This is a genomic window from Burkholderia sp. TSV86 (genome assembly GCF_001522865.1).
GTDB lineage: Bacteria > Pseudomonadota > Gammaproteobacteria > Burkholderiales > Burkholderiaceae > Burkholderia.
In genome coordinates, this window is sequence record NZ_LOWB01000073.1 from 36,743 (window position 1) to 57,245 (window position 20,503).

At 65.1% G+C, this 20,503-nt stretch carries 13 protein-coding genes and 1 riboswitch; of the genes, 11 read left to right on the top strand and 2 right to left on the bottom strand.

What is annotated here, in order from left to right; translation table 11 throughout:
• Nucleotides 1-17: 17 nt before the first annotated feature.
• The 6 genes from WS68_RS11630 (at nucleotide 18) to ugpQ (ending at nucleotide 6,584) form a co-directional block, all read left to right on the top strand.
• Nucleotides 18-1,238 (top strand): deoxyguanosinetriphosphate triphosphohydrolase, encoded by a 1,221-nt coding sequence (locus tag WS68_RS11630; RefSeq protein WP_442857162.1) that lies wholly within the window; start codon nucleotides 18-20, stop codon nucleotides 1,236-1,238.
• Between the two features lie 93 nt (nucleotides 1,239-1,331).
• Nucleotides 1,332-2,663, top strand: coding sequence for a sn-glycerol-3-phosphate ABC transporter substrate-binding protein UgpB (gene ugpB / locus WS68_RS11635; protein ID WP_059570951.1), 1,332 nt, complete (start codon nucleotides 1,332-1,334; stop codon nucleotides 2,661-2,663).
• A gap of 232 nt (nucleotides 2,664-2,895) precedes the next feature.
• The gene (ugpA, locus tag WS68_RS11640; RefSeq protein WP_059570952.1) at nucleotides 2,896-3,780 is read left to right on the top strand and encodes a sn-glycerol-3-phosphate ABC transporter permease UgpA; all 885 of its coding nucleotides are present in this window, start codon (nucleotides 2,896-2,898) and stop codon (nucleotides 3,778-3,780) included.
• Nucleotides 3,777-4,622 carry a sn-glycerol-3-phosphate ABC transporter permease UgpE gene (gene ugpE, locus WS68_RS11645; RefSeq protein ID WP_059570953.1) on the top strand — a complete coding sequence of 282 codons (846 nt, stop codon included), beginning with the start codon at nucleotides 3,777-3,779 and terminating at the stop codon, nucleotides 4,620-4,622. Before ugpA ends, ugpE begins: the two co-directional genes overlap by 4 nt.
• Nucleotides 4,623-4,647: 25 nt before the next feature.
• A complete protein-coding gene (locus WS68_RS11650) occupies nucleotides 4,648-5,790 on the top strand; it encodes a sn-glycerol-3-phosphate import ATP-binding protein UgpC (RefSeq protein WP_059570954.1) in 1,143 nt (380 codons plus the stop codon).
• A gap of 23 nt (nucleotides 5,791-5,813) precedes the next feature.
• Nucleotides 5,814-6,584, top strand: a complete 771-nt coding sequence (gene ugpQ, locus WS68_RS11655; RefSeq protein WP_059570955.1) for a glycerophosphodiester phosphodiesterase — start codon at nucleotides 5,814-5,816, stop codon at nucleotides 6,582-6,584.
• Between the two features lie 150 nt (nucleotides 6,585-6,734).
• Here ugpQ and WS68_RS11660 read toward each other — a convergent pair whose 3' ends face one another.
• Nucleotides 6,735-7,466 carry an OmpW/AlkL family protein gene (locus WS68_RS11660; protein WP_059570956.1) on the bottom strand — a complete coding sequence of 244 codons (732 nt, stop codon included), beginning with the start codon at nucleotides 7,464-7,466 and terminating at the stop codon, nucleotides 6,735-6,737.
• 192 nt (nucleotides 7,467-7,658) lie between these two features.
• On the opposite strand from WS68_RS11660, the gene WS68_RS11665 reads away from it, so the two are divergent.
• The 4 genes from WS68_RS11665 to WS68_RS11680 all read left to right on the top strand — a co-directional run bounded on the left by WS68_RS11665 (nucleotide 7,659) and on the right by WS68_RS11680 (nucleotide 16,750).
• Complete coding sequence (locus WS68_RS11665; RefSeq protein ID WP_059512409.1) at nucleotides 7,659-8,369, top strand: transposase; 711 nt, start codon at nucleotides 7,659-7,661, stop codon at nucleotides 8,367-8,369.
• A gap of 296 nt (nucleotides 8,370-8,665) precedes the next feature.
• Nucleotides 8,666-13,369: a glutamate synthase-related protein gene (locus WS68_RS11670; protein WP_059570957.1), complete on the top strand. Its 4,704-nt coding sequence runs from the start codon at nucleotides 8,666-8,668 to the stop codon at nucleotides 13,367-13,369.
• A 117-nt stretch (nucleotides 13,370-13,486) separates the two neighbouring features.
• On the top strand, nucleotides 13,487-14,953 hold the full coding sequence (locus WS68_RS11675; RefSeq protein ID WP_059570958.1) for a glutamate synthase subunit beta: 1,467 nt from the start codon (nucleotides 13,487-13,489) through the stop codon (nucleotides 14,951-14,953).
• A gap of 258 nt (nucleotides 14,954-15,211) precedes the next feature.
• Nucleotides 15,212-16,750: an alanine/glycine:cation symporter family protein gene (locus tag WS68_RS11680; protein WP_059570959.1), complete on the top strand. Its 1,539-nt coding sequence runs from the start codon at nucleotides 15,212-15,214 to the stop codon at nucleotides 16,748-16,750.
• An 89-nt stretch (nucleotides 16,751-16,839) separates the two neighbouring features.
• Here WS68_RS11680 and WS68_RS11685 read toward each other — a convergent pair whose 3' ends face one another.
• On the bottom strand, nucleotides 16,840-18,609 hold the full coding sequence (locus WS68_RS11685; RefSeq protein WP_059570960.1) for an ABC transporter ATP-binding protein/permease: 1,770 nt from the start codon (nucleotides 18,607-18,609) through the stop codon (nucleotides 16,840-16,842).
• A gap of 314 nt (nucleotides 18,610-18,923) precedes the next feature.
• Nucleotides 18,924-19,054, top strand: a riboswitch (TPP riboswitch).
• A 244-nt stretch (nucleotides 19,055-19,298) separates the two neighbouring features.
• Between WS68_RS11685 and WS68_RS11690 the strand changes: the two genes are divergently transcribed.
• Nucleotides 19,299-20,432, top strand: coding sequence for an FAD-dependent oxidoreductase (locus WS68_RS11690; protein ID WP_059570961.1), 1,134 nt, complete (start codon nucleotides 19,299-19,301; stop codon nucleotides 20,430-20,432).
• Nucleotides 20,433-20,503: the final 71 nt, after the last annotated feature.

The following is a 20,503-nucleotide window of genomic DNA, read 5'->3' on the forward strand; positions in this document are numbered from 1 at the left end:
GCGAAACATCCGGCAGCATCCCGAGCCAAGCACGTGGCGATTCCCACGATGCGCGGCACGCGCGCATAGGCGAGGCCGGCTGCGTGCCCGTCGCCGCGCCGACGACCGCCGCGCTCGAAGCGCACCTTGCGCCTTATGCGGCGCACGCGTCGCAATCGCGCGGCCGGCGCCATCCCGAGCCTCCACCTGCCGCGCGCACCGAATTCCAGCGCGATCGCGACCGCATCGTCCATTCCACCGCGTTCAGGCGTCTCGAATACAAGACGCAAGTCTTTGTGAACCACGAAGGCGATCTGTTCCGCACGCGGCTCACGCATAGTCTCGAAGTCGCGCAGATTGCCCGTTCGGTCGCGCGCAACCTGCGCCTGAACGAGGATCTTGTCGAAGCGATCTCGCTCGCGCACGATCTCGGCCATACCCCGTTCGGCCATGCGGGGCAGGACGCGCTCAACGCGTGCATGCGCGATTACGGCGGATTCGAGCACAATTTGCAGAGCCTTGCCGTCGTCGACGAACTCGAAGAGCACTACGGCGCGTTCAACGGACTCAATTTGTGCTTCGAGACGCGCGAAGGCATTTTGAAGCATTGCTCGCGCGACAACGCGCGCAAGCTCGGCGAACTTGGCGAGCGGTTCCTGCAAGGCCGTCAACCGTCGCTCGAGGCGCAACTCGCGAACATTGCGGACGAGATCGCATACAACAATCACGACGTCGACGACGGCCTGCGCTCCGGCCTCATCACGATCGCGCAGCTCGCCGAGCTTGAGCTATGGCAGAGCCATTACGCGGCGGCGCTTGCCGAGTATCCGCATCTCGAAGGCCGGCGCCTCGTTCACGAGACGGTGCGCCGGATCATCAATACGCTGATCGTCGATCTGATCGACGAAACGATGCGCAATCTCGCGCGCCATGCGCCCACCTCGCTCGACGACGTGCGCACGGCGCCGCCCATCGTTGCGCACAGCGAGCGCATCGCTGCGCAGGCCGCCGCGCTCAAGCGCTTTCTGTTCAAGAACCTGTACCGCCACTATCGCGTGATGCGCATGGCGAGCAAGGCGCAGCGGATCATCACCGCGCTTTTCAACGCATTCATCGGCGATCCGCGTCTGTTGCCGCCTGATTATCAGACGTCCGACACTGCGCGGCAGCCGCGTCTCGTCGCGCACTACATCGCCGGCATGACCGATCGCTTCGCGGTCAAAGAGCATCAACGCCTGTTTGTCATAGACGAAAACTAGACTGCCGGATTCGCCGCGTCCGGTGCCGGGGCAACGCACGCCGGGCCGCGCGGCGCGATTTTGCCCTCGTGGGGGAGTCAAGGAGAGAAGTCGATGAAATACAAGAACAAGACGCTGGTTCGTTCGCTCGCGTGCGCCGGTGCGCTATGGCTCGGCGCGCAGCACGCCGCGTGCGCGGCAACCGAGATTCAGTTCTGGCATGCGATGGAGGCAGCGCTCGGCGAGCGCGTGAACGAGATCGCGGCGCAGTTCAACGCGTCGCAAGGCGATTACAAGATCGTGCCGGTCTACAAGGGCGCTTACGATCAGGCGCTCGCGGCGGGCATCGCCGCGTACCGCAGCGGCGACGCGCCGGCGATCCTCCAAGTGTACGAAGTCGGCACCGCGACGATGATGCAGGCAAAAAAGGCCGTGCTGCCGGTCTCCGACGTGTTCGCGCGCGCGGGCGTGCCGCTCGACGAACAGGCTTTCGTGCCGACGATCGCGAGCTATTACAGCGATGCGAGGACGGGGCATCTCGTCTCGATGCCTTTCAACAGTTCGACGCCCGTGCTGTATTACAACAAGGATGCGTTCAAGAAAGCGGGGCTCGATCCGAATCAGCCGCCGAAAACCTGGGCCGACGTGAAAGCCGACGCGCAAAAGCTGAAGAAAGCGGGCTACGCGTGCGGCTATACGACGGGCTGGCAGGGCTGGATCCAGCTCGAGAATTACAGCGCGTGGCACGGGCTGCCGTTCGCGACGCGCAATAACGGCTTCGACGGCGCGGACGCCGCGCTTTCGTTCAACCAGCCGCAACAGGTCGCGCACATTCAGTTCCTGCAGGACATGGCGAAGGAAGGCACGTTCACGTATGTCGGCCGCAAGGACGAGGCAAGCGCGAAGTTCTACAGCGGCGACTGCGCGATCATGACCACATCGTCGGGCGCGCTCGCGACGATCCGCAAATACGCGAAGTTCGATTTCGGCACTGGAATGATGCCGTATGACGCGAGCGTGAAAGGCGCGCCGCAGAATGCGATCATCGGTGGCGCGAGCCTGTGGGTGCTGGCGGGCAAGGACGCGAACACGTACAAGGGCGTTGCGAAATTCCTGTCGTACCTGCGCTCGCCGGCCGTCGCGGCGAAGTGGCACCAGGATACGGGCTATCTGCCGGTGACGGCGGCCGCCTACGATCTCACGCGCGAGCAGGGCTTCTACGCGAAGCATCCGGGCTCGGACACCGCGATCAAGCAGATGATGAACAAGCCGCCGTTGCCGTATACGAAGGGATTGCGGCTTGGCAACATGCCGCAGATCCGCACGATCGTCGACGAAGAGCTTGAGCAGGTGTGGGCGCAGAAAAAGACGCCGAAAGCCGCGCTCGATTCGGCCGTGGCGCGCGGCGACGAACTGCTGCGCCGCTTCGAGAAATCGGCTAGCTGAGTGGCCAGCCGCGGTGATGTGCGGCGCGCGAACCGTGCTGCCGCCGGCGCGTGCGGGCGGTGCGCTTCGCCGCTGCTGCGATGATGACGGCCGCTAAGCCCGCCCCCGTTGCAGCCGCGATGACACCCCCCGCGTTCACGGCCACTGCCGCGCTCCGTGCGCGCAGCGGCAGCGACGGCAGAACCGCCGGCGCGCGGCCGTTTTCTTCTCCTCTGCATTCGATATCGATCCGATGACTTCCCGTTCTCGTTTCGGCGCGAGCGTGCTGCCGTATCTGCTTGTCGCGCCGCAGCTCGCGATCACCGCGATCTTTTTCGTCTGGCCGGCAGGCGTTGCGCTCTGGCAATCGACGCAAATGCAGGATGCGTTCGGCACGTCGAGCGAATTCGTCGGCTTGGGCAATTTTGCGCGCCTCTTTGCCGATCCGCTCTATGTCGAGTCGTTCAAGACGACGCTCATGTTCAGCGCCTGCGTGACCGTGGCCGGGCTTGCCGTGGCGCTCGTGCTCGCCGCGTGCGTCGACCGGGTGGTGCGCGGCGCGCGCGCGTATCGCACGCTGCTGATCTGGCCATATGCCGTCGCGCCGACGATCGCCGCCGTATTGTGGGCGTTCCTGTTCAATCCGAGCATTGGCGTGCTCACCTACGCGCTCGCGCGGGGCGGCATCGTCTGGAATCATGCGTTGAACGGCGGCCAGGCGATGCTGCTCGTCGTGATTGCGTCGGTGTGGAAGCAGTTGAGCTACAACTTTCTGTTCTTCTATGCGGGCCTGCAAGCGATTCCGCGTTCGCTGATCGAGGCGGCGGCGATCGACGGCGCGGGCCCGGTGCGGCGTTTCTTCGATATCGCGCTGCCGCTGTTGTCGCCGACGAGCTTCTTTCTGCTCGTCGTCAATCTCGTCTACGCGTTCTTCGACACGTTCCCGGTGATCGATGCCGCCACCGCGGGCGGTCCCGCGCAAAGCACGAAGACGCTGATCTACAAGATCTACGCGGAAGGGTTTCAGGGGCTCGATATCGGCAGCTCGGGCGCGCAGTCGGTCGTGCTGATGGCGATCGTCGTCGTGCTGACGGTGGTCCAGTTCCGTTTTGTCGAGCGCAGGGTGCAATACGCATGATCGAGAATCGCAAGGGCTTCGACCTGTTATGCCATGCGGTGCTGCTCGCGGGCGTCGCGGTGATCGTGTTTCCCGTGTACGTCGGCTTTTGCGCCGCGACGATGAGCGCGCGCGAGGTGTTCACAGTGCCGCTGTCGCTGGTGCCGAGCACGCATCTCGTCGAGAACGTCGCGGTTGTTTGGCACCACGGCAGCGGCGCGATGACGACGCCGTTCGGCGTCGCGCTCGCCAACAGCGTGGCGATGGCGCTCGCGATCGCGGCGGGCAAGATCGCGGTGTCGATCCTGTCCGCCTACGCGATCGTCTATTTCCGCTTCCCGTTGCGCAATGCGGCGTTCTGGCTGATCTTCGCCACACTGATGCTGCCTGTCGAGGTGCGCATCTTTCCGACCGTGCAGGTCGTGTCGACGCTGCATTTGACGAACAGCTACGCGGGGCTCACGCTGCCGCTGATCGCGTCGGCAACCGCGACGTTCCTGTTCCGCCAGTTCTTCCTGACGCTGCCCGACGAGCTTGTCGATGCCGCCCGGATCGACGGCGCGGGACCGCTGCGGTTTTTCTGGGACGTCGTGCTGCCGTTGTCGAGAACGAGCATCGCGGCGCTTTTCGTGATCACGTTCATCTACGGTTGGAATCGGTATCTATGGCCGATCCTGATCACGACCGACGCGTCGCTCGCGACGGCCGTCGTCGGCATCAAATCGATGATTGCGAGCGGCGACGCCGCTACCGAATGGCATCTCGTGATGGCCGCGACGCTCGTGGCGATGCTGCCGCCGCTCGCCGTCGTGCTCGCGATGCAGCGCTGGTTCGTGCGCGGGCTCGTCGATTCGGAAAAGTGACACGCAACCTGGAGGGTGGGAACGCATGGCCGCGCTGAGCTTGAAGGGCGTCAGGAAAACTTACGACGGCGCGCAGTACGTGCTGCACGGCATCGACGTGGAGATCTGCGACGGTGAATTCGTCGTGCTCGTCGGGCCGTCCGGCTGCGGGAAATCGACGCTGCTGCGGATGATCGCGGGACTGGAGACGGTGTCGGACGGCGAAATCGCGATCGGCGGCCGCGTGGTGAACGCGCTCGAGCCGAAGGATCGCGATATCGCGATGGTGTTTCAGAATTACGCGCTATATCCGCACATGACGGTTGCGCAGAACATGGGCTACGGGCTGAAGATACGCGGCGTCGCGCGCGCGCAGATCGACGCGCGCGTGTTGGCCGCCGCGCGGATCCTCGAACTTGAGCCGCTGCTGACGAGGCGCCCGCGCGAGCTGTCGGGCGGGCAGCGGCAGCGCGTCGCGATGGGGCGGGCGATGGTTCGCGAGCCGGCGGTGTTTCTGTTCGACGAGCCGCTGTCGAATCTCGACGCGAAGCTGCGCGTGCAGATGCGTCTTGAAATCCAGCGGCTGCACGCACGGCTCGCGACGACGAGCGTCTACGTGACGCACGATCAGATCGAGGCGATGACGCTCGCGCAGCGCGTGATCGTGATGAATCGCGGCCATGCGGAGCAAATCGGCGCGCCCATCGAGGTCTACGACAAGCCGGCGACCACATTCGTCGCGAGTTTCATCGGCTCGCCGGCGATGAATCTGTTGAGCGGGCGGCTGTCGGAGGACGGCACGAGGTTCGACGTCGCGGGCGGCGGCCCGAGCCTGCCGATCGTGGCCGGCGGCCCGGCGGCAGCCGGCACAGGCACAGGCACAGGCACAGGCACAGGCACAGGCACAGCGGGCGCCGGTTTGGCGATCGCGCCGGGGCGCGAATGGATCCTCGGCGTGCGGCCCGAGCATATGGCGGTGTCGGAAGGCGTCGCGCACGCGGCGCTGAGCGTCGATTCTTGCGAGCTGCTCGGCGCCGACAATTTGGCGCACGGCCGCTGGGGTGCGCACGACGTTGCGGTACGCTTGCCGCATACGGCGCGGGCGGCGCGCGGTGAGACGCTGCCCGTCGCGCTGCCTGCGCAGCATCTGCATTTCTTCGATCCGGCAACCGGCAAGCGGGCCGGCTGAGCATTTCCAACGGGGCCTGTCCGATGACGATCCTGCAATCCTGGCCTTATCCGCGCGTGCTCGCGCATCGCGGCGGCGGCGCGCTTGCGCCGGAGAATACGTTGGCCGCGCTCGACACGGGCGCGCGCCATGGCCATACGATGGTCGAATTCGATGCCAAGCTCTGCGCCGACGGCGTGGCGTTCCTGCTGCACGACGACACGGTCGACCGCACGTCGAACGGCACGGGGCGGGCGGCGGACCTGCGCTACGCCGCGCTGGCCGCGCTCGACGCGGGAGCGTGGTTCGATGCCCGTTTCACGGGCGAGCGGATGCCGACGCTCGCCGAGGCGGCCGCGCGCTGCGTCGAGCTGAGCCTGGCCGTGAACATCGAGATCAAGCCTTGCGCGGGGCGCGACGTCGAGACGGGACGCGTTGTCGCGCGCGAAGCGGCTGAGTACTGGCGCGGCGCGGCTGTGCCGCCGCTGCTGTCGTCGTTTTCGGCCGATGCGCTCGATGCGGCGCGCGCCGCGGCTCCCGATCTGCCGCGCGGCATGTTGTACGACGCGATTCCTGCCGATTGGCGCGCCGAGACGCGCCGATTGGCTTGCGTGTCATTGCACGCGCATCACGTGCAATTGACGCGGGAGATCGTGCGTGACGTGAAAGCGGCGGGGCTGCGCCTGCTCGCGTATACGGTCAATGATCTTGAGCGGGCGCGCGAACTGGCCGAATGGGGCGTGGATCTCATCTGCACGGACCGAATCGAGCTGATCCGCCCTGGTCTTGCCGGTCTGGCCAGCTTCGTAGGCTGATGAATGAAATAGGCGATTGACCCGCGCGAGGCGAACAAAATGCTCCGGTAGCGAACCACCGGAGCGAGAGGAGATAGCCCCCGGTCACGGTGGAAAAATTCCGCTACAAATTGCAGCGGAATTAACCATTCCCCAAATATTCGACTACGCTTAGAAGCGGTAGCCGAGTTGCAGGTAGGTGACGATCGGATTCAGTTTGATCTTTGCTTGCGACGTTTGCGTGAGCGTGCCGATCTGCGTCGGGCGTTGGGTCGTCAGGGTCGCCTTCACGCTAACCGGGATGTACGACAGCGACAGTCCGCCGAACCAATGCTTGGTGAAGTTGTAGGAGAAGCCGACGTTGAGGACGGGTGCCCACTGGTTGGTGGTCGTCACGCTGGTCGGGCCGCCGAGCACCCCCCGCTCGAACGCGCTGTTGGTGATCTTCGCGCCGGTGAACCATACATACGTGGCGCCGACGCCGACATACGGACGGAACTTCGCGTTCGCGTCATTGAAGTAATACTTGAGAAGGAGCGCAGGGCTCCATTGGTATACATGGCCGAGCACACCAAACTGTTCGGACAGGCCTTTGCCGCTCAAATTGAACCTTGGCGGAATCCCGGCGACAAATTCAGTGACGATGTGATCGGTCCAGAAGTAGCCGGTGGCCAGGCCGAGTGTGTCCGCGTTGTCGACGCCGGCGCCGGTGTTGGGTTCAGTCAGGTTGACAGGCGTGCCGCCGACGCTCATGACCTTGAGTGGATCGCTGCTGTCTTGAGGGGCAAGATGGATCCAGCCTGTTGTGACGTAAAAGCTGCCGGCCGATTGCGCATGCGCGGTGGTGGCCGCGGCTGCAAAAACCAGCGCAACTGCTCCCGTAATGGCCATTTTTTGTTTCATCTGTAGTCCCCTCCGATTAAAAGGCGACCTCATTATGACTACGACGTTTCAAACAGAACAGAGTTGTAAGTTAGAAGTTTCTCCCTAAAATTCGCACGATCGTGCGCATTCCCGCGCCGCGGCGGGCGTTTACGCGGATGCACCAATGTGAGCCTTCGGGTATTTCCTAACGCGATCAAACGGACATTCAGCATGGCACGGCTAGCACGACTTTACGTTCCCGATCAGCCGCAGCACGTGATATTGCGCGGCCTCGATCAGCAACCGGCGTTCGTCGACGACCAGGATTACGAACTATTTATCGATTGTCTGAAGGCGGCGGCGCGCGATCATCACCTGGCGGTGCATGCCTATGTGCTGTTGCCGCGTCAGGTCCAGCTGCTCGTCACGCCCAGCGACGAGTCCAGCCTGCCGAAGGCGATGCAGGCGGTCGGCCGGCGCTACGTCGCACACTTCAACCGGCGCTATTCGCGGCGCGGCACGCTCTGGGAAGGGCGCTATCGCGCGACGGTGATCGAGGGCGAGCGCTATTTTCTGCTGGCGAGCCGCGTTGTCGAGCTGAGCCCGGTACGCGCGCAGCTCGTGACGAGCGCCGACGCGTACCGCTGGTCCAGCTACCGGCATCACATCGGGCTGACCGTCGACAGCCTGATCACCGACCATCCGCTCTACTGGGCGCTCGGCAACACGCCGTTCGAGCGTCAGCGCGCGTACAAAGAGTTGTGCGAGCAGCCGCTCGACGAGCGGCAGGCCGATCAGCTCCAGCAGGCGACCCTCAAGGGCTGGGTGCTTGGCGGCGAGACCTATCGCGAATGGGCGGCGCGCACCGCGAACCGGCGCGTGTCGCCGCTGCCGCGCGGACGGCCTCGCAAGGTGCGGGAGAATACGCCGCCCGTCCAGTAACCGTAGCCGGCGGGTGGTCGATGAGCGGCAGGCGAGAATGCCGCTCAAATTTTTGCCCCATCTTGATGCATCCCCAATAAAAAAGAATGATCGCGCACCAAGATGATAATTGGGGTCAAATAATCGGAATTTATTTGCTATTCCATTGATTCGTCGCGTATATTCCGAATTCCGGCGGTCCCGGACACACCCGCTCCTGCCCCGGCCGGCCACGTCGCGATCCACACGAAGGGGGACGACGGGCGATCAAGCAAAACGGTTAAACGGCCGCGAGGCCCCTTTCGAACGGTGTCCCCATGAACGACCATCAAGAGCCGACGAGCGCGCTTTCTGCCGCGCAAGGTCTCTACGATCCGCAAAACGAGCACGACGCGTGCGGCGTCGGCTTTGTCGCGCATATCAAGGGCAAGAAGAGCCACGAAATCATCGAGCAGGGGCTCAAGATTCTCGAGAATCTCGATCACCGCGGCGCGGTCGGCGCCGATCCGCTGATGGGCGACGGCGCGGGCATCCTGATCCAGATTCCGGATGCGTTTTATCGCGCGGAGATGGCGCGGCAGGGCGTGACGCTGCCGCCCACCGGCGAATACGGTGTCGGGATGATCTTTCTGCCGAAGGAGAACGCGTCGCGGCTCGCGTGCGAGCAGGAGCTCGAGCGCACGGTGAAGGCGGAAGGCCAGGTGGTGCTCGGCTGGCGCGACGTGCCGGTCGATCATTCGATGCCGATCTCGCCCGCGGTGAAAGCGACCGAGCCCGTGATCCGCCAGATCTTCATCGGCCGCGGCAAGGACGTGATGGTCACGGACGCGCTCGAGCGCAAGCTCTACGTGATCCGCAAGACCGCGAGCCACCGAATCCAGGCGCTCAAGCTCAAGCACGGCAAGGAATACTTCGTGCCGTCGATGTCGGCGCGCACGATCGTCTATAAGGGGCTGCTGCTCGCCGACCAGGTCGGCGTCTACTACCGCGATTTGCAGGACGAGCGCGTCGTGTCGGCGCTCGCGCTCGTGCACCAGCGTTTCTCGACGAACACGTTCCCCGCGTGGGAACTCGCTCACCCGTACCGGCTGATCGCGCATAACGGCGAGATCAACACGGTCAAGGGCAACGTGAATTGGCTGAACGCGCGCACCGGCGCGATCGCGAGCCACGTGCTCGGCGACGATCTGCCGAAGCTCTGGCCGCTGATCTATCCGGGCCAGTCGGACACCGCGTCGTTTGACAACTGCCTCGAACTGCTCGTGATGGCGGGTTATCCGCTTGCGCATGCGGTGATGATGATGATTCCGGAAGCGTGGGAGCAGCACACGCTGATGGACGACAACCGCCGCGCGTTTTACGAATACCACGCGGCGATGATGGAGCCGTGGGACGGCCCGGCCGCGATCGCGTTCACCGACGGCCGCCAGATCGGCGCGACGCTCGATCGCAACGGGCTGCGCCCGGCGCGCTACATCATTACCGACGACGATTTCGTGATCATGGCGTCGGAAGCGGGCGTGCTGCCGATTCCCGAATCGAAGATCGTCAAGAAGTGGCGCTTGCAGCCGGGCAAGATGTTCCTGATCGACATGGAGCACGGCCGGATCATCGACGACAAGGAACTGAAAGACAACCTCGCGAACGCCAAGCCGTACAAGAGCTGGATCGATGCGGTGCGCATCAAGCTCGACGAGATCGAGCCGCAGGACGACGACGTCGCGGCCGAGCGCGGCGCGGCGGCGGCGCTGCTCGATCGCCAGCAGGCGTTCGGCTACACGCAGGAGGACGTCAAGTTCCTGATGGCGCCGATGGCGCAGCAGGGCGAGGAGGCGGTCGGCTCGATGGGCAACGATTCGCCGCTCGCGGTGATGTCGAACAAGAACAAGACGCTCTATCACTATTTCAAGCAGCTGTTCGCGCAGGTGACGAACCCGCCGATCGATCCGATCCGCGAGAACATGGTGATGTCGCTCGTGTCGTTCATCGGGCCGAAGCCGAATCTGCTCGACACGAACAACATCAACCCGCCGATGCGTCTCGAAGTGTCGCAGCCGGTGCTCGACTTCAAGGACATCGCGAAGATCCGCTCGATCGAGCGGTACACGGGCGGAAAGTTCAGCGCCTACGAGCTGAACATCTGCTATCCGGTCGCGTGGGGCAAGGAAGGGATCGAGGCGCGGCTCGCGTCGCTGTGCGCGGAGGCCGTCGACGCGGTGAAGTCGGGCTACAACATCCTGATCGTGTCCGATCGCAAGCTGGACGCCGAGCACGTCGCGATTCCCGCGCTGCTCGCGACCTCGGCGATCCACACGCATCTCGTCCGGCAGGGGCTGCGCACGAGCACCGGGCTGGTGGTCGAGACAGGCTCCGCGCGCGAGACGCACCATTTCGCGCTGCTCGCGGGCTATGGCGCGGAAGCCGTGCATCCGTATCTCGCGATGGAGACGCTCGCGCAGATGGCCGACGGGCTGCCGGGCGACCTGTCGCCGGACAAGGCGATCTACAACTTCACGAAGGCGATCGGCAAGGGGCTGCAGAAGGTGATGTCGAAGATGGGCATCTCCACGTACATGTCGTACACCGGCGCGCAGATTTTCGAGGCGCTCGGCCTGTCGAGCGATCTGGTCGAGAAGTACTTCAAGGGCACGGCGTCGAAGGTCGGCGGCATTGGCTTGTTCGAAGTGGCCGAGGAGGCGATCCGCCTGCATCGCGACGCGTTCGGCGAAAACCCGCTGCTGGCCGACATGCTCGACGCGGGCGGCGAATATGCGTTCCGCGTGCGCGGCGAAGACCACATGTGGACGCCCGACACGATCGCCAAGCTCCAACACTCGACGCGCAGCAATTCGTATCAAACATATAAGGAATACGCGAATCTGATCAACGATCAGACCAAGCGCCACATGACGCTGCGCGGTCTGTTCGAATTCAAGGTCGATCCGGCGAAGGCGATCCCGATCGACGAGGTCGAACCGGCCAAGGAGATCGTCAAGCGCTTCGCGACGGGCGCGATGTCGCTCGGCTCGATCAGCACCGAAGCGCACACGACGCTTGCGATCGCGATGAACCGGATCGGCGGCAAGTCGAACACCGGCGAGGGCGGCGAGGACGAAAACCGTTACCGCAACGAGCTGCGCGGCATTCCGATCAAGGCCGGCGACACGCTGAAATCGGTGATCGGCGACGAGATCGTGCGCGACATCGCGCTCAAGGAAGGCGATTCGCTGCGCTCGAAGATCAAGCAGGTCGCGTCGGGCCGCTTCGGCGTGACGGCCGAGTATCTCGCGTCGGCGGACCAGATCCAGATCAAGATGGCGCAGGGCGCGAAGCCGGGCGAGGGCGGCCAGTTGCCGGGCCACAAGGTGTCCGAGTACATCGGCAAGCTGCGTTACTCGGTGCCGGGCGTGGGCCTCATCTCGCCGCCGCCGCACCACGACATCTATTCGATCGAGGATCTCGCGCAACTGATCCACGACCTGAAGAACGTCAACCCGGCGGCGAGCATTTCGGTGAAGCTCGTGTCGGAGGTCGGCGTGGGCACGGTCGCGGCGGGCGTCGCGAAGGCGAAGGCCGATCATGTGGTGATCGCCGGCCATGACGGCGGCACGGGCGCGTCGCCGCTGTCGTCGGTCAAGCACGCGGGCACGCCGTGGGAACTCGGCCTCGCCGAGACGCAGCAGACGCTCGTGCTGAACCGGCTGCGCGGGCGCATCCGCGTGCAGGCCGACGGCCAGATGAAGACCGGCCGCGATATCGTGATCGGCGCGCTGCTCGGCGCGGACGAGTTCGGCTTCGCGACGGCGCCGCTCGTCGTCGAGGGCTGCATCATGATGCGCAAGTGCCACCTGAACACGTGCCCGGTCGGCGTCGCAACGCAAGATCCGGTGTTGCGCGCGAAGTTCTCGGGCCAGCCCGAGCACGTCGTCAACTATTTCTTCTTCGTCGCCGAGGAAGCGCGCGAGCTGATGGCGCAACTCGGCATCGCGAAGTTCGACGATCTGATCGGCCGCGCGGATCTGCTCGACATGCGCAAGGGCGTCGAGCACTGGAAGGCGAAGGGGCTCGACTTCTCGCGCGTGTTCCACCAGCCCGAAGGCTGTGAAGGCGTTGCGCGCCGCCACGTCGACACGCAGGATCACGGCCTCGAGCGCGCGCTCGATCACACGCTGATCGAAAAGGCGAAGGCCGCGATCGAGAAGGGCGAGCACGTGTCGTTCATCCAGCCGGTGCGCAACGTGAACCGCACGGTCGGCGCGATGCTCTCGGGCGTGATCGCGAAGCGGCACGGCCACGACGGCCTTGCCGACGACGCGGTGCATATCCAGCTGAAGGGCACGGCCGGCCAGAGCTTCGGTGCGTTCCTCGCCCGGGGCGTGACGCTCGATCTTGTCGGCGACGGCAACGACTACGTCGGCAAGGGGTTGTCGGGCGGCCGGATCATCATCCGCCCGACCAACGATTTTCGCGGCAAGTCCGAGGAAAACATCATCTGCGGCAATACGGTGATGTACGGCGCGCTCGAAGGCGAGGCGTTCTTTCGCGGCGTCGCGGGCGAGCGCTTCTGCGTGCGCAACTCGGGCGCGACGGCGGTGGTCGAGGGTACGGGCGATCACGGCTGCGAATACATGACGGGCGGCACGGTCGTCGTGCTCGGCGAGACGGGGCGCAACTTCGCGGCCGGCATGTCGGGCGGCGTCGCGTATGTGTACGACCCGGACGGCACGTTCGCGACCAAATGCAACAAGGCGATGGTCGCGCTCGATCCGGTGCTGCCGCAGGCCGAGCAGGAGCGCACCGTCGATCCCGCGCTCTGGCATGCGGGCGTGGCGGACGAAGCGTTGCTCAAGGGGTTGGTCGAGCGTCACTTCCAGTTCACCGGTTCGCCGCGCGCGAAATCGATGCTGGAGAACTGGGACGCCGCGCGCCGCCAATTCGTGAAAGTGTTCCCGCACGAATACAAGCGCGCGCTCGGCGAAATCGGCGCAAAGAAGAAGGCGGGCGAGGTGCTCGCCGCCTGACGCGGCCCGGTGCGGCCCGGCCGGGCGCCGGGCGGCTCGACGACTTGGCGAACGGGCCTGCCTGAGCGGCGGGTGCGGTCGCCGTTACCGATCACAATCGATTCAGAAGAGAACCCCATGGGCAAGATCACCGGTTTTCTGGAGTACGAACGCCGTCACGAGGCGTATGAAGCGCCGCTCACGCGCGTCAAGCATTACAAGGAATTCGTCGCCGCGCTCGCCGATGACGATGCGAAGATCCAGGGCGCGCGCTGCATGGATTGCGGGATTCCGTTCTGCAATAACGGCTGTCCGGTCAACAACATCATTCCGGACTTCAACGATCTCGTTTACCGGCAGGACTGGCGGCACGCGATCGATGTGCTGCACTCGACGAACAACTTTCCCGAGTTCACGGGCCGCATCTGCCCCGCGCCGTGCGAGGCGGCGTGCACGCTCGGCATCAACAACGATCCGGTCGGCATCAAGTCGATCGAACACGCGATCATCGACAAGGCATGGGCACAGGGCTGGGTTCAGCCGCAGCCCGCCACGCACAAGACGGGCAAGAAGGTTGCGATCGTCGGCTCCGGTCCCGCGGGCTTGGCGGCCGCGCAGCAACTCGCGCGCGCGGGCCACGACGTGACGGTGTTCGAGAAGAACGACCGGATCGGCGGCCTGTTGCGCTACGGCATCCCCGACTTCAAGCTCGAAAAGTGGCTGATCGACCGCCGGATGCGCCAGATGGAAGCAGAAGGCGTGACGTTCCGTACCGGCGTGTTCATCGGCCGCGAGCCGTTGCCCGAGACGATTGGCAACGCGGCGCAGCAAACCGTGTCGCCCGATACGCTGAAGGACGAGTTCGACGCGGTCGTGATCGCGGGTGGCTCGGAGACGCCGCGCGATCTGCCGGCGCCGGGGCGCGAGCTTGCGGGTATCCATTTCGCGATGGAGTTCCTGCCGCAACAGAACAAGGTCAACGCGGGCGACAAGGTTGTCGACCAGCTCACCGCGAAGGGCAAGCACGTCGTCGTGATCGGCGGCGGCGATACGGGTTCCGACTGCGTCGGCACGTCGAACCGGCACGGCGCGAAGCGCGTCACGCAGTTCGAGTTGCTGCCGCAGCCGCCCGAGCTGGAGAACAAGCCGCTCGTGTGGCCGTATTGGCCGGTCAAGCTGCGCACGTCGTCGTCGCACAAGGAGGGCTGCGAACGCGATTGGGCGGTCGCGACGAAGCGTTTCGAAGGCAAGAACGGCAAGGTCGAGAAGCTGATCGCGGCGCGCGTCGAATGGAAGGACGGCAAGATGCAGGAAGTGCCGGGCTCCGAATTCGAGATCAAGGCCGATTTGGTGCTGCTCGCGATGGGCTTCACGCAACCGGCCGCGCCCGTGCTGGACGCGTTTGGCGTCGCGAAGGATGCGCGCGGCAACGCGCGTGCGGGCACCGAAGGCGATCGCGCGTATTACACGTCGGTCGACAAGGTGTTTGCCGCGGGCGATATGCGCCGGGGTCAGTCGCTCGTGGTGTGGGCAATCCGCGAAGGCCGTCAGTGCGCGCGGTCGGTCGACGCATATTTGATGGGGCATTCGGAACTGCCGCGTTGATCGAGGCGGCGGCATCGTGTTCGCGTGAGAGCCGGGCGTCCTTGCGGGGACGCCCGGTTTTTTTGCGCCCGCCGTGGCGTGCGCCGGCAGATGGCGGCCGCGCGCATTGTCCGCCGGCGCGCGTCACGGCGATTTCTTTCGTTTTCCATTCAAATATTTCTATTTCGTAATATCCAGGCCGACTTGTCATATCATGACGCGCTTCGGCCGGCTTCCGGTCGGGTAAGCAATGGTTTGACCCCAACAAGGAGGCCGACGATGGACGGTATGGCGGGCACGTTGATCAACGGGATCAACGGCATTCTCTGGAGCTACGTGCTGATCGCGTTGCTGCTCGGCGCAGGCGCGTGGTTCACGCTGCGCTTCAGGATGATTCAGTTACGCGCGCTGCTGCTCAGCATGCGCGTGGTCGGCAGTAAGGGCGAGCCGGGCAGCATTTCGTCGTTTCAGGCGTTTGCCACCGGGCTGGCGAGCCGTGTGGGCACCGGCAATATCGCGGGCGTGGCGGTGGCGATAACGCTCGGCGGCCCCGGCGCGATTTTCTGGATGTGGGTGACTGCGCTGATCGGGATGTCGTCGGCGTTCGTCGAAGCCACGCTCGCGCAAATCTTCAAGGTGTCTCACCATGACGGCACCTATCGCGGCGGCCCGGCGTACTACATCCAGATTGGGCTGCGCTCGCGCGGCCTGGGCGTGCTGTTTTCGCTGTCGCTGGTGCTTGCTTTTGGCTTCGTGTTCAACGCGGTGCAGGCGAACGCGATCGCCGACGCGTTCCATACGTCGTTCGGCTTCAGCCGCGCGGCGGTCGGTCTCGGTCTCGTTGCGCTGACGGCGCCGATCATCTTCGGCGGCATCCGCCGGATTGCGCACGTCGCGCAGGTGATCGTGCCCGTCATGGCGATCGGCTACCTTGCGCTCGCCGTCTATGCGGTCGCCACGCACGTTGCGCTCGTGCCGCAGATGATCGCGCTGATCGTGAAAAGCGCATTCGGTTTCGAGCAGGCGACGGGCGGCCTCGCGGGCTATGCGGTGAGCCAGGCGGTCGCGATCGGGGTGAAGCGCGGCCTGTTTTCGAACGAAGCGGGGATGGGCAGCGCGCCGAATGCGGCGGCAACCGCGAGCACGCGGCATCCGGTTACGCAGGGGCTGATCCAGATGCTCGGCGTATTCGTCGATACGATCGTGATTTGCAGCGCGACCGCGTTCGTGATCCTGCTGTCCGGGCAGTATGTGCCGGGTTCGTCGATGGAAGGCGCGGCGCTCACGCAGCGTGCGATCTCGAGCCACGTCGGCGATTGGGGCGGCATTTATATGGCGGTGGCGATCTTTTTTCTCGCGTTCTCGTCGGTGATCGGCAATTACGCGTATGCGGAAGGTAACGTCGAATTCGTCGCGCAGCGGCGCGGCGTACTGGTGGTGTTTCGCGTCGCGGTGCTCGCAATGGTGATGTTCGGCAGCGTCGGCGAGCTGCCGCTGGTGTGGGCGATGGCCGATACCAGCATGGGCATCATGGCGCTGATCAACCTGCTCGCGATTCTCGCGCTCGGCAAGCACGCGCTTGCCGCGTGGCGCGATTATCAGCGGCAGCGTGCGGCGGGCGTGGCCGAGCCGGTTTTCACGCGCAAGACGATTCCCGCGCTCGAACACGTGTTGCCCAACGACGTGTGGGGCGAGCATGGGCCATTGCCCCGAGGCGGGATGCCCGCCGACGAATCCGCGGCCGGACGCGGTGTCAACGCGCATGCGCACGGCGCGCAGCGGGCCGGCGGGCCGCTCGGCTCCGGCTCCGCGCGCTGACGATGGCGGCCGGCTGCGCTGCTTCGTCACGCCGACACATCGCGTCGCCGCGGCAACGCATCGATGATGCGTCGCGCCGCGACGGTTTTTCAAGCTGCCGCGCGCGTATCGTCGCGGCGTATATCGAGCGTTTGCCGATGAAATACCGCGAGCGACTTGCGATGCGCGATGCTGACGATTGCCGTGTTTGGCAGCCGTTCGTTGAAAAGCCGGTATAGGCGTTCTTCGTTGTCGTCGTCGAGCGCGCTCGTGGCTTCGTCGAGGAACAGATAGTCCGGCTGGTGCAACAGCACCCGCGCGCCCGCGAGACGCTGCTGCTCGCCCGGCGACAACATGCGCGTCCAGTGGCCGGTTTCTTCGAGGCGCGCCGCGTAGCCGGCGAGGCCGCATGTGGCGAGCGCGTCGCGGCACGCGTCGTCGCTGAACGCATCGGCGGCCGACGGGTAGGCGAGCGCCGCCTTCAGCGTGCCGATCGGCAGATAGCTCTGCTGCGGCACGAACATCATCCGCGCGCCGACGGGCGCGTCGATCGCGCCGTCGCCGAATGGCCAGAGGCCCGCGAGTGCGCGCATCAGCGTGCTTTTGCCGGAGCCGGACGGCCCGCGCACGAGCCAGCGCGAGCCGGGCTCGATCGTCACGCTGCCGATCGACGCGAGCGGCGTGCCGTCCGGCAGCGCGAGCTTGAGGTGCGCTGTCGTCAACGCGTTCGCGTCGACATAATGCAGATTGATGCCGCCGTGCTCGGTGGCGGGGGACAGCGATTCCTTCAGATGCGACGCATCCATCACCCGCTTGAACTCGCTCAGACGGTTGACGGTTGCCCGCCATTCGACGAGCGTGCCGTAATTGCCGATGAACCACGAGAACGAATCGCTGACGTTGCCGAATGCGTCGATGATGCGCATCACCACGCCGAACGAGAATGCGCCGGCGAAATAGCGGGGCGCCGCGACCGCGATCGGAAAGATCAGCGCGATCTGCCCATAGACACTCGACACGAACGTCAGACGCTTCGTGTACTGCATCACGCGCCACCAGTTGTCGCGAATCCGCTGAAAGAGGTTTTGCGCATGCTCGGTTTCGGTCGGCTCGCCGTTGTAGAACGCGATCTGCTCGGTGTTCTCGCGGATGCGGATCAGGCCGAAGCGGAAATCCGCCTCGACGCGTTGCTGCTGGTAGTTGATCGACACGAGTGGGTAGCCGAACCGGTGTATCACGTAAGAGCCGGCGATTGCGTAGATCAGCGCCGCCCACACCATGTAGTTCGGGATCGTGATCACGTGACCGTTGAACGAGAACGTGGCCGCGCCCGCGATCGTCTTCAGCACCGTGATGAACGTGATCAGCGTGACCACCGTCGACAGCAGGCCGAGCGACAGCGACAGCGTCGTCGACGCGAGCGCTTGCAAGTCGTCGGCGATCCGCTGGTCCGGGTTGTCCGCGAGGCGGTCGCGCTCGATGCGGTAGAAATTGCGCTTGCCGAGCCAGTCGTGCAGATAGCGCGACGTCAGCCACTGGCGCCAGCGAAAACCAAGCATCTGACGCAGATAGAGGCCGTAGACGGTGAGGATCACGTAGCCGAACGCCAGCGCCGTGAATGTGCCCAGCAAGCGGGGGAAGTCGTGCACGTCCTTTGATTGCAGCGCATCGTAGAACGTGGTGTTCCACGCGTTGATCCGCACGTTGATCCAGACGATCGTCAGGTTGATCACGATGATCGTGACGAGCAGCCCCCACGCTGTCTTCCATTCGTCGCCAACCCAATAGGGCTTGATGAGACTCCAGGCGGAAATCTTGCCGTGTCCGTCCGGTGACGGATTGGCCGGATGCGAGACGGCGGACGAGGGTGGCTGAGTCATGTGCTTTCTGATCTGACGTTGCTGGCGTCGCGGCGCACGGCTTGCGACTGTTGGCGTGCGGCGAATTCTGTCGGCGGCGTCTTAAACGGCGCTTAATCTAGAACGCTAGAACGGCGCGCGATGATGCGTGAGCCGTTCGATGCGCGCGGTGCCGATCGCGCCGGCCCGCGCCGTGGGCGATGCCCGTCGAGCGGTGCGCGCGATTCGCCGGCCGACGCGGCGATCACGCGCATTGTGCCAGCCTCGCACGCGGCGCGCGAATGGGCGGGCATGCCCGGTTTGCCGCCGTTTGCGCTTTTATGGTCTAATGGCCGACGACGAAACAGGGGTGCTTCGTGCGCCGCGACCCGGCCGATCGGCTTGGGTATACGCGCAACGAGGCTGAGAGAGTCCCTTCGCACCCGATCCGGATAATACCGGCGCGGGAAGTTTCCGATCCCGCCGGCCCGTTTTCTTGCCGCCGCCCGATCCGGGCGCGATCGCGTGCAACGTGCACAGTACGGTTGCGGCCGGCCTCTTTCGCCGGTTTCGTCCTTTTGAATACGCGTTCGCGCGTGGCGGATGGAATCGATGAGTGTTCATTCTTCAGTTCTTTGGCGCGGCAGCCTGCTATCGGCCGCTCGCATACTCGCGGCCGGCGCGCCGGCGCCGCAGCGGCTTCGTCGTAACATGTTCGACGGACGGGCGCGATGAGCCTGCACGCAGCCGAACCGGATTTCGCCGTGCTGGGTGGCGGCCTGGTCGGCCGTTTGATCGCATGGCGTCTCGCACTCGCCGGGCACCGCGTCTCGCTGTACGAGCGCGGCGACGCAGCCGGCGCCGCGTCTGCCGCGTGGGTGGCCGCGGCGATGCTCGCGCCGCTTGCCGAGGCGGCGAGCGCCGAGCGTTTCATCACCGATCTGGGCGCGGCATCGCTCGACCGTTGGCCGCGCTGGCTTGCCGAGTTGCCAGAGCCGGTTTTTTTTCAGCGCAACGGCACACTTATCGTTTGGCATCACGCGGATCGCGCGGAAGCGCCGCTTTTCGAGCGCCGCGTGCGCGCGAACGCGCGGGCCGACTTGCTCGACGGCGGCCTCGTGCCGCTCACGGCTGCGCAGATTGGCGCGACGGAGCCGGCGCTCGCGGGGCGCTTCGCGCACGGCCTGCTGTTGCAGCGCGAAGGCCAACTCGATAACCGCCAGGCGCTGCACGCGCTCGCGGCGGGCCTCGACGAGCGCGGCGTCGACGTGCACTGGCATGCCGTTGTCGAAGCGCATGCGCCGTGCGCCGCACGCGTCACGATCGACTGCCGCGGGCTCGGCGCGAAAGCGCAATGGCCGGCGCTGCGGGGAATTCGCGGCGAAGTCGCGCGCGTGCACGCGCCGGGCATCGGGCTCACGCGTCCGGTCAGGCTTCTGCATCCGCGCTATCCGCTTTACGTCGCGCCGAAAGAGCACGATTTGTACGTGATCGGCGCGACCGAGATCGAAGGCGAGGACATGTCGCCCGTTAGCGTGCGCTCCGCGCTCGAACTGCTGAGCGCTGCGTTTTCGGTGCATCCGGCGTTTGGCGAGGCGCGCATCCTCGAATTGAATGCGCAGTGCCGCCCGACGCTGCCCGATCACCGGCCGGCGCTCGTTTGGCATGGCGGCGCGACGCTCGCGGTCAACGGGCTTTACCGGCACGGCTTCATGATTGCGCCGGAGGTTGCCGATACCGCGGCCTGCTTTGCACAGGCGCTGCTCGAGCGAACGGTCAACGATGCCGACACGTTTGCCGCCTGGCGCGCCGATGCGCGCTGGCCTGCGCTGCTGCGCCTCGGCGCCGCGCGTCAGCCGGCGTGAGCGGCGCGCGGATCGAGCCACGCGAGCCCGTGACGAACCTGACAGATGCTACGGCAAAGAAGATTGCGACA

Bases quoted from the DNA above. Each gene is read 5' to 3' on its own strand.
- ugpB (WP_059570951.1), top strand. From the start codon at position 1,332: ATGAAATACAAGAACAAGACGCTGGTTCGTTCGCTCGCGTGCGCCGGT.
- ugpA (WP_059570952.1), top strand. From the start codon at position 2,896: ATGACTTCCCGTTCTCGTTTCGGCGCGAGCGTGCTGCCGTATCTGCTT.
- ugpE (WP_059570953.1), top strand. From the start codon at position 3,777: ATGATCGAGAATCGCAAGGGCTTCGACCTGTTATGCCATGCGGTGCTG.
- WS68_RS11650 (WP_059570954.1), top strand. From the start codon at position 4,648: ATGGCCGCGCTGAGCTTGAAGGGCGTCAGGAAAACTTACGACGGCGCG.
- ugpQ (WP_059570955.1), top strand. From the start codon at position 5,814: ATGACGATCCTGCAATCCTGGCCTTATCCGCGCGTGCTCGCGCATCGC.
- WS68_RS11660 (WP_059570956.1), bottom strand. From the start codon at position 7,466: ATGAAACAAAAAATGGCCATTACGGGAGCAGTTGCGCTGGTTTTTGCA.
- WS68_RS11665 (WP_059512409.1), top strand. From the start codon at position 7,659: ATGGCACGGCTAGCACGACTTTACGTTCCCGATCAGCCGCAGCACGTG.
- WS68_RS11670 (WP_059570957.1), top strand. From the start codon at position 8,666: ATGAACGACCATCAAGAGCCGACGAGCGCGCTTTCTGCCGCGCAAGGT.
- WS68_RS11675 (WP_059570958.1), top strand. From the start codon at position 13,487: ATGGGCAAGATCACCGGTTTTCTGGAGTACGAACGCCGTCACGAGGCG.
- WS68_RS11680 (WP_059570959.1), top strand. From the start codon at position 15,212: ATGGACGGTATGGCGGGCACGTTGATCAACGGGATCAACGGCATTCTC.
- WS68_RS11685 (WP_059570960.1), bottom strand. From the start codon at position 18,609: ATGACTCAGCCACCCTCGTCCGCCGTCTCGCATCCGGCCAATCCGTCA.
- WS68_RS11690 (WP_059570961.1), top strand. From the start codon at position 19,299: ATGAGCCTGCACGCAGCCGAACCGGATTTCGCCGTGCTGGGTGGCGGC.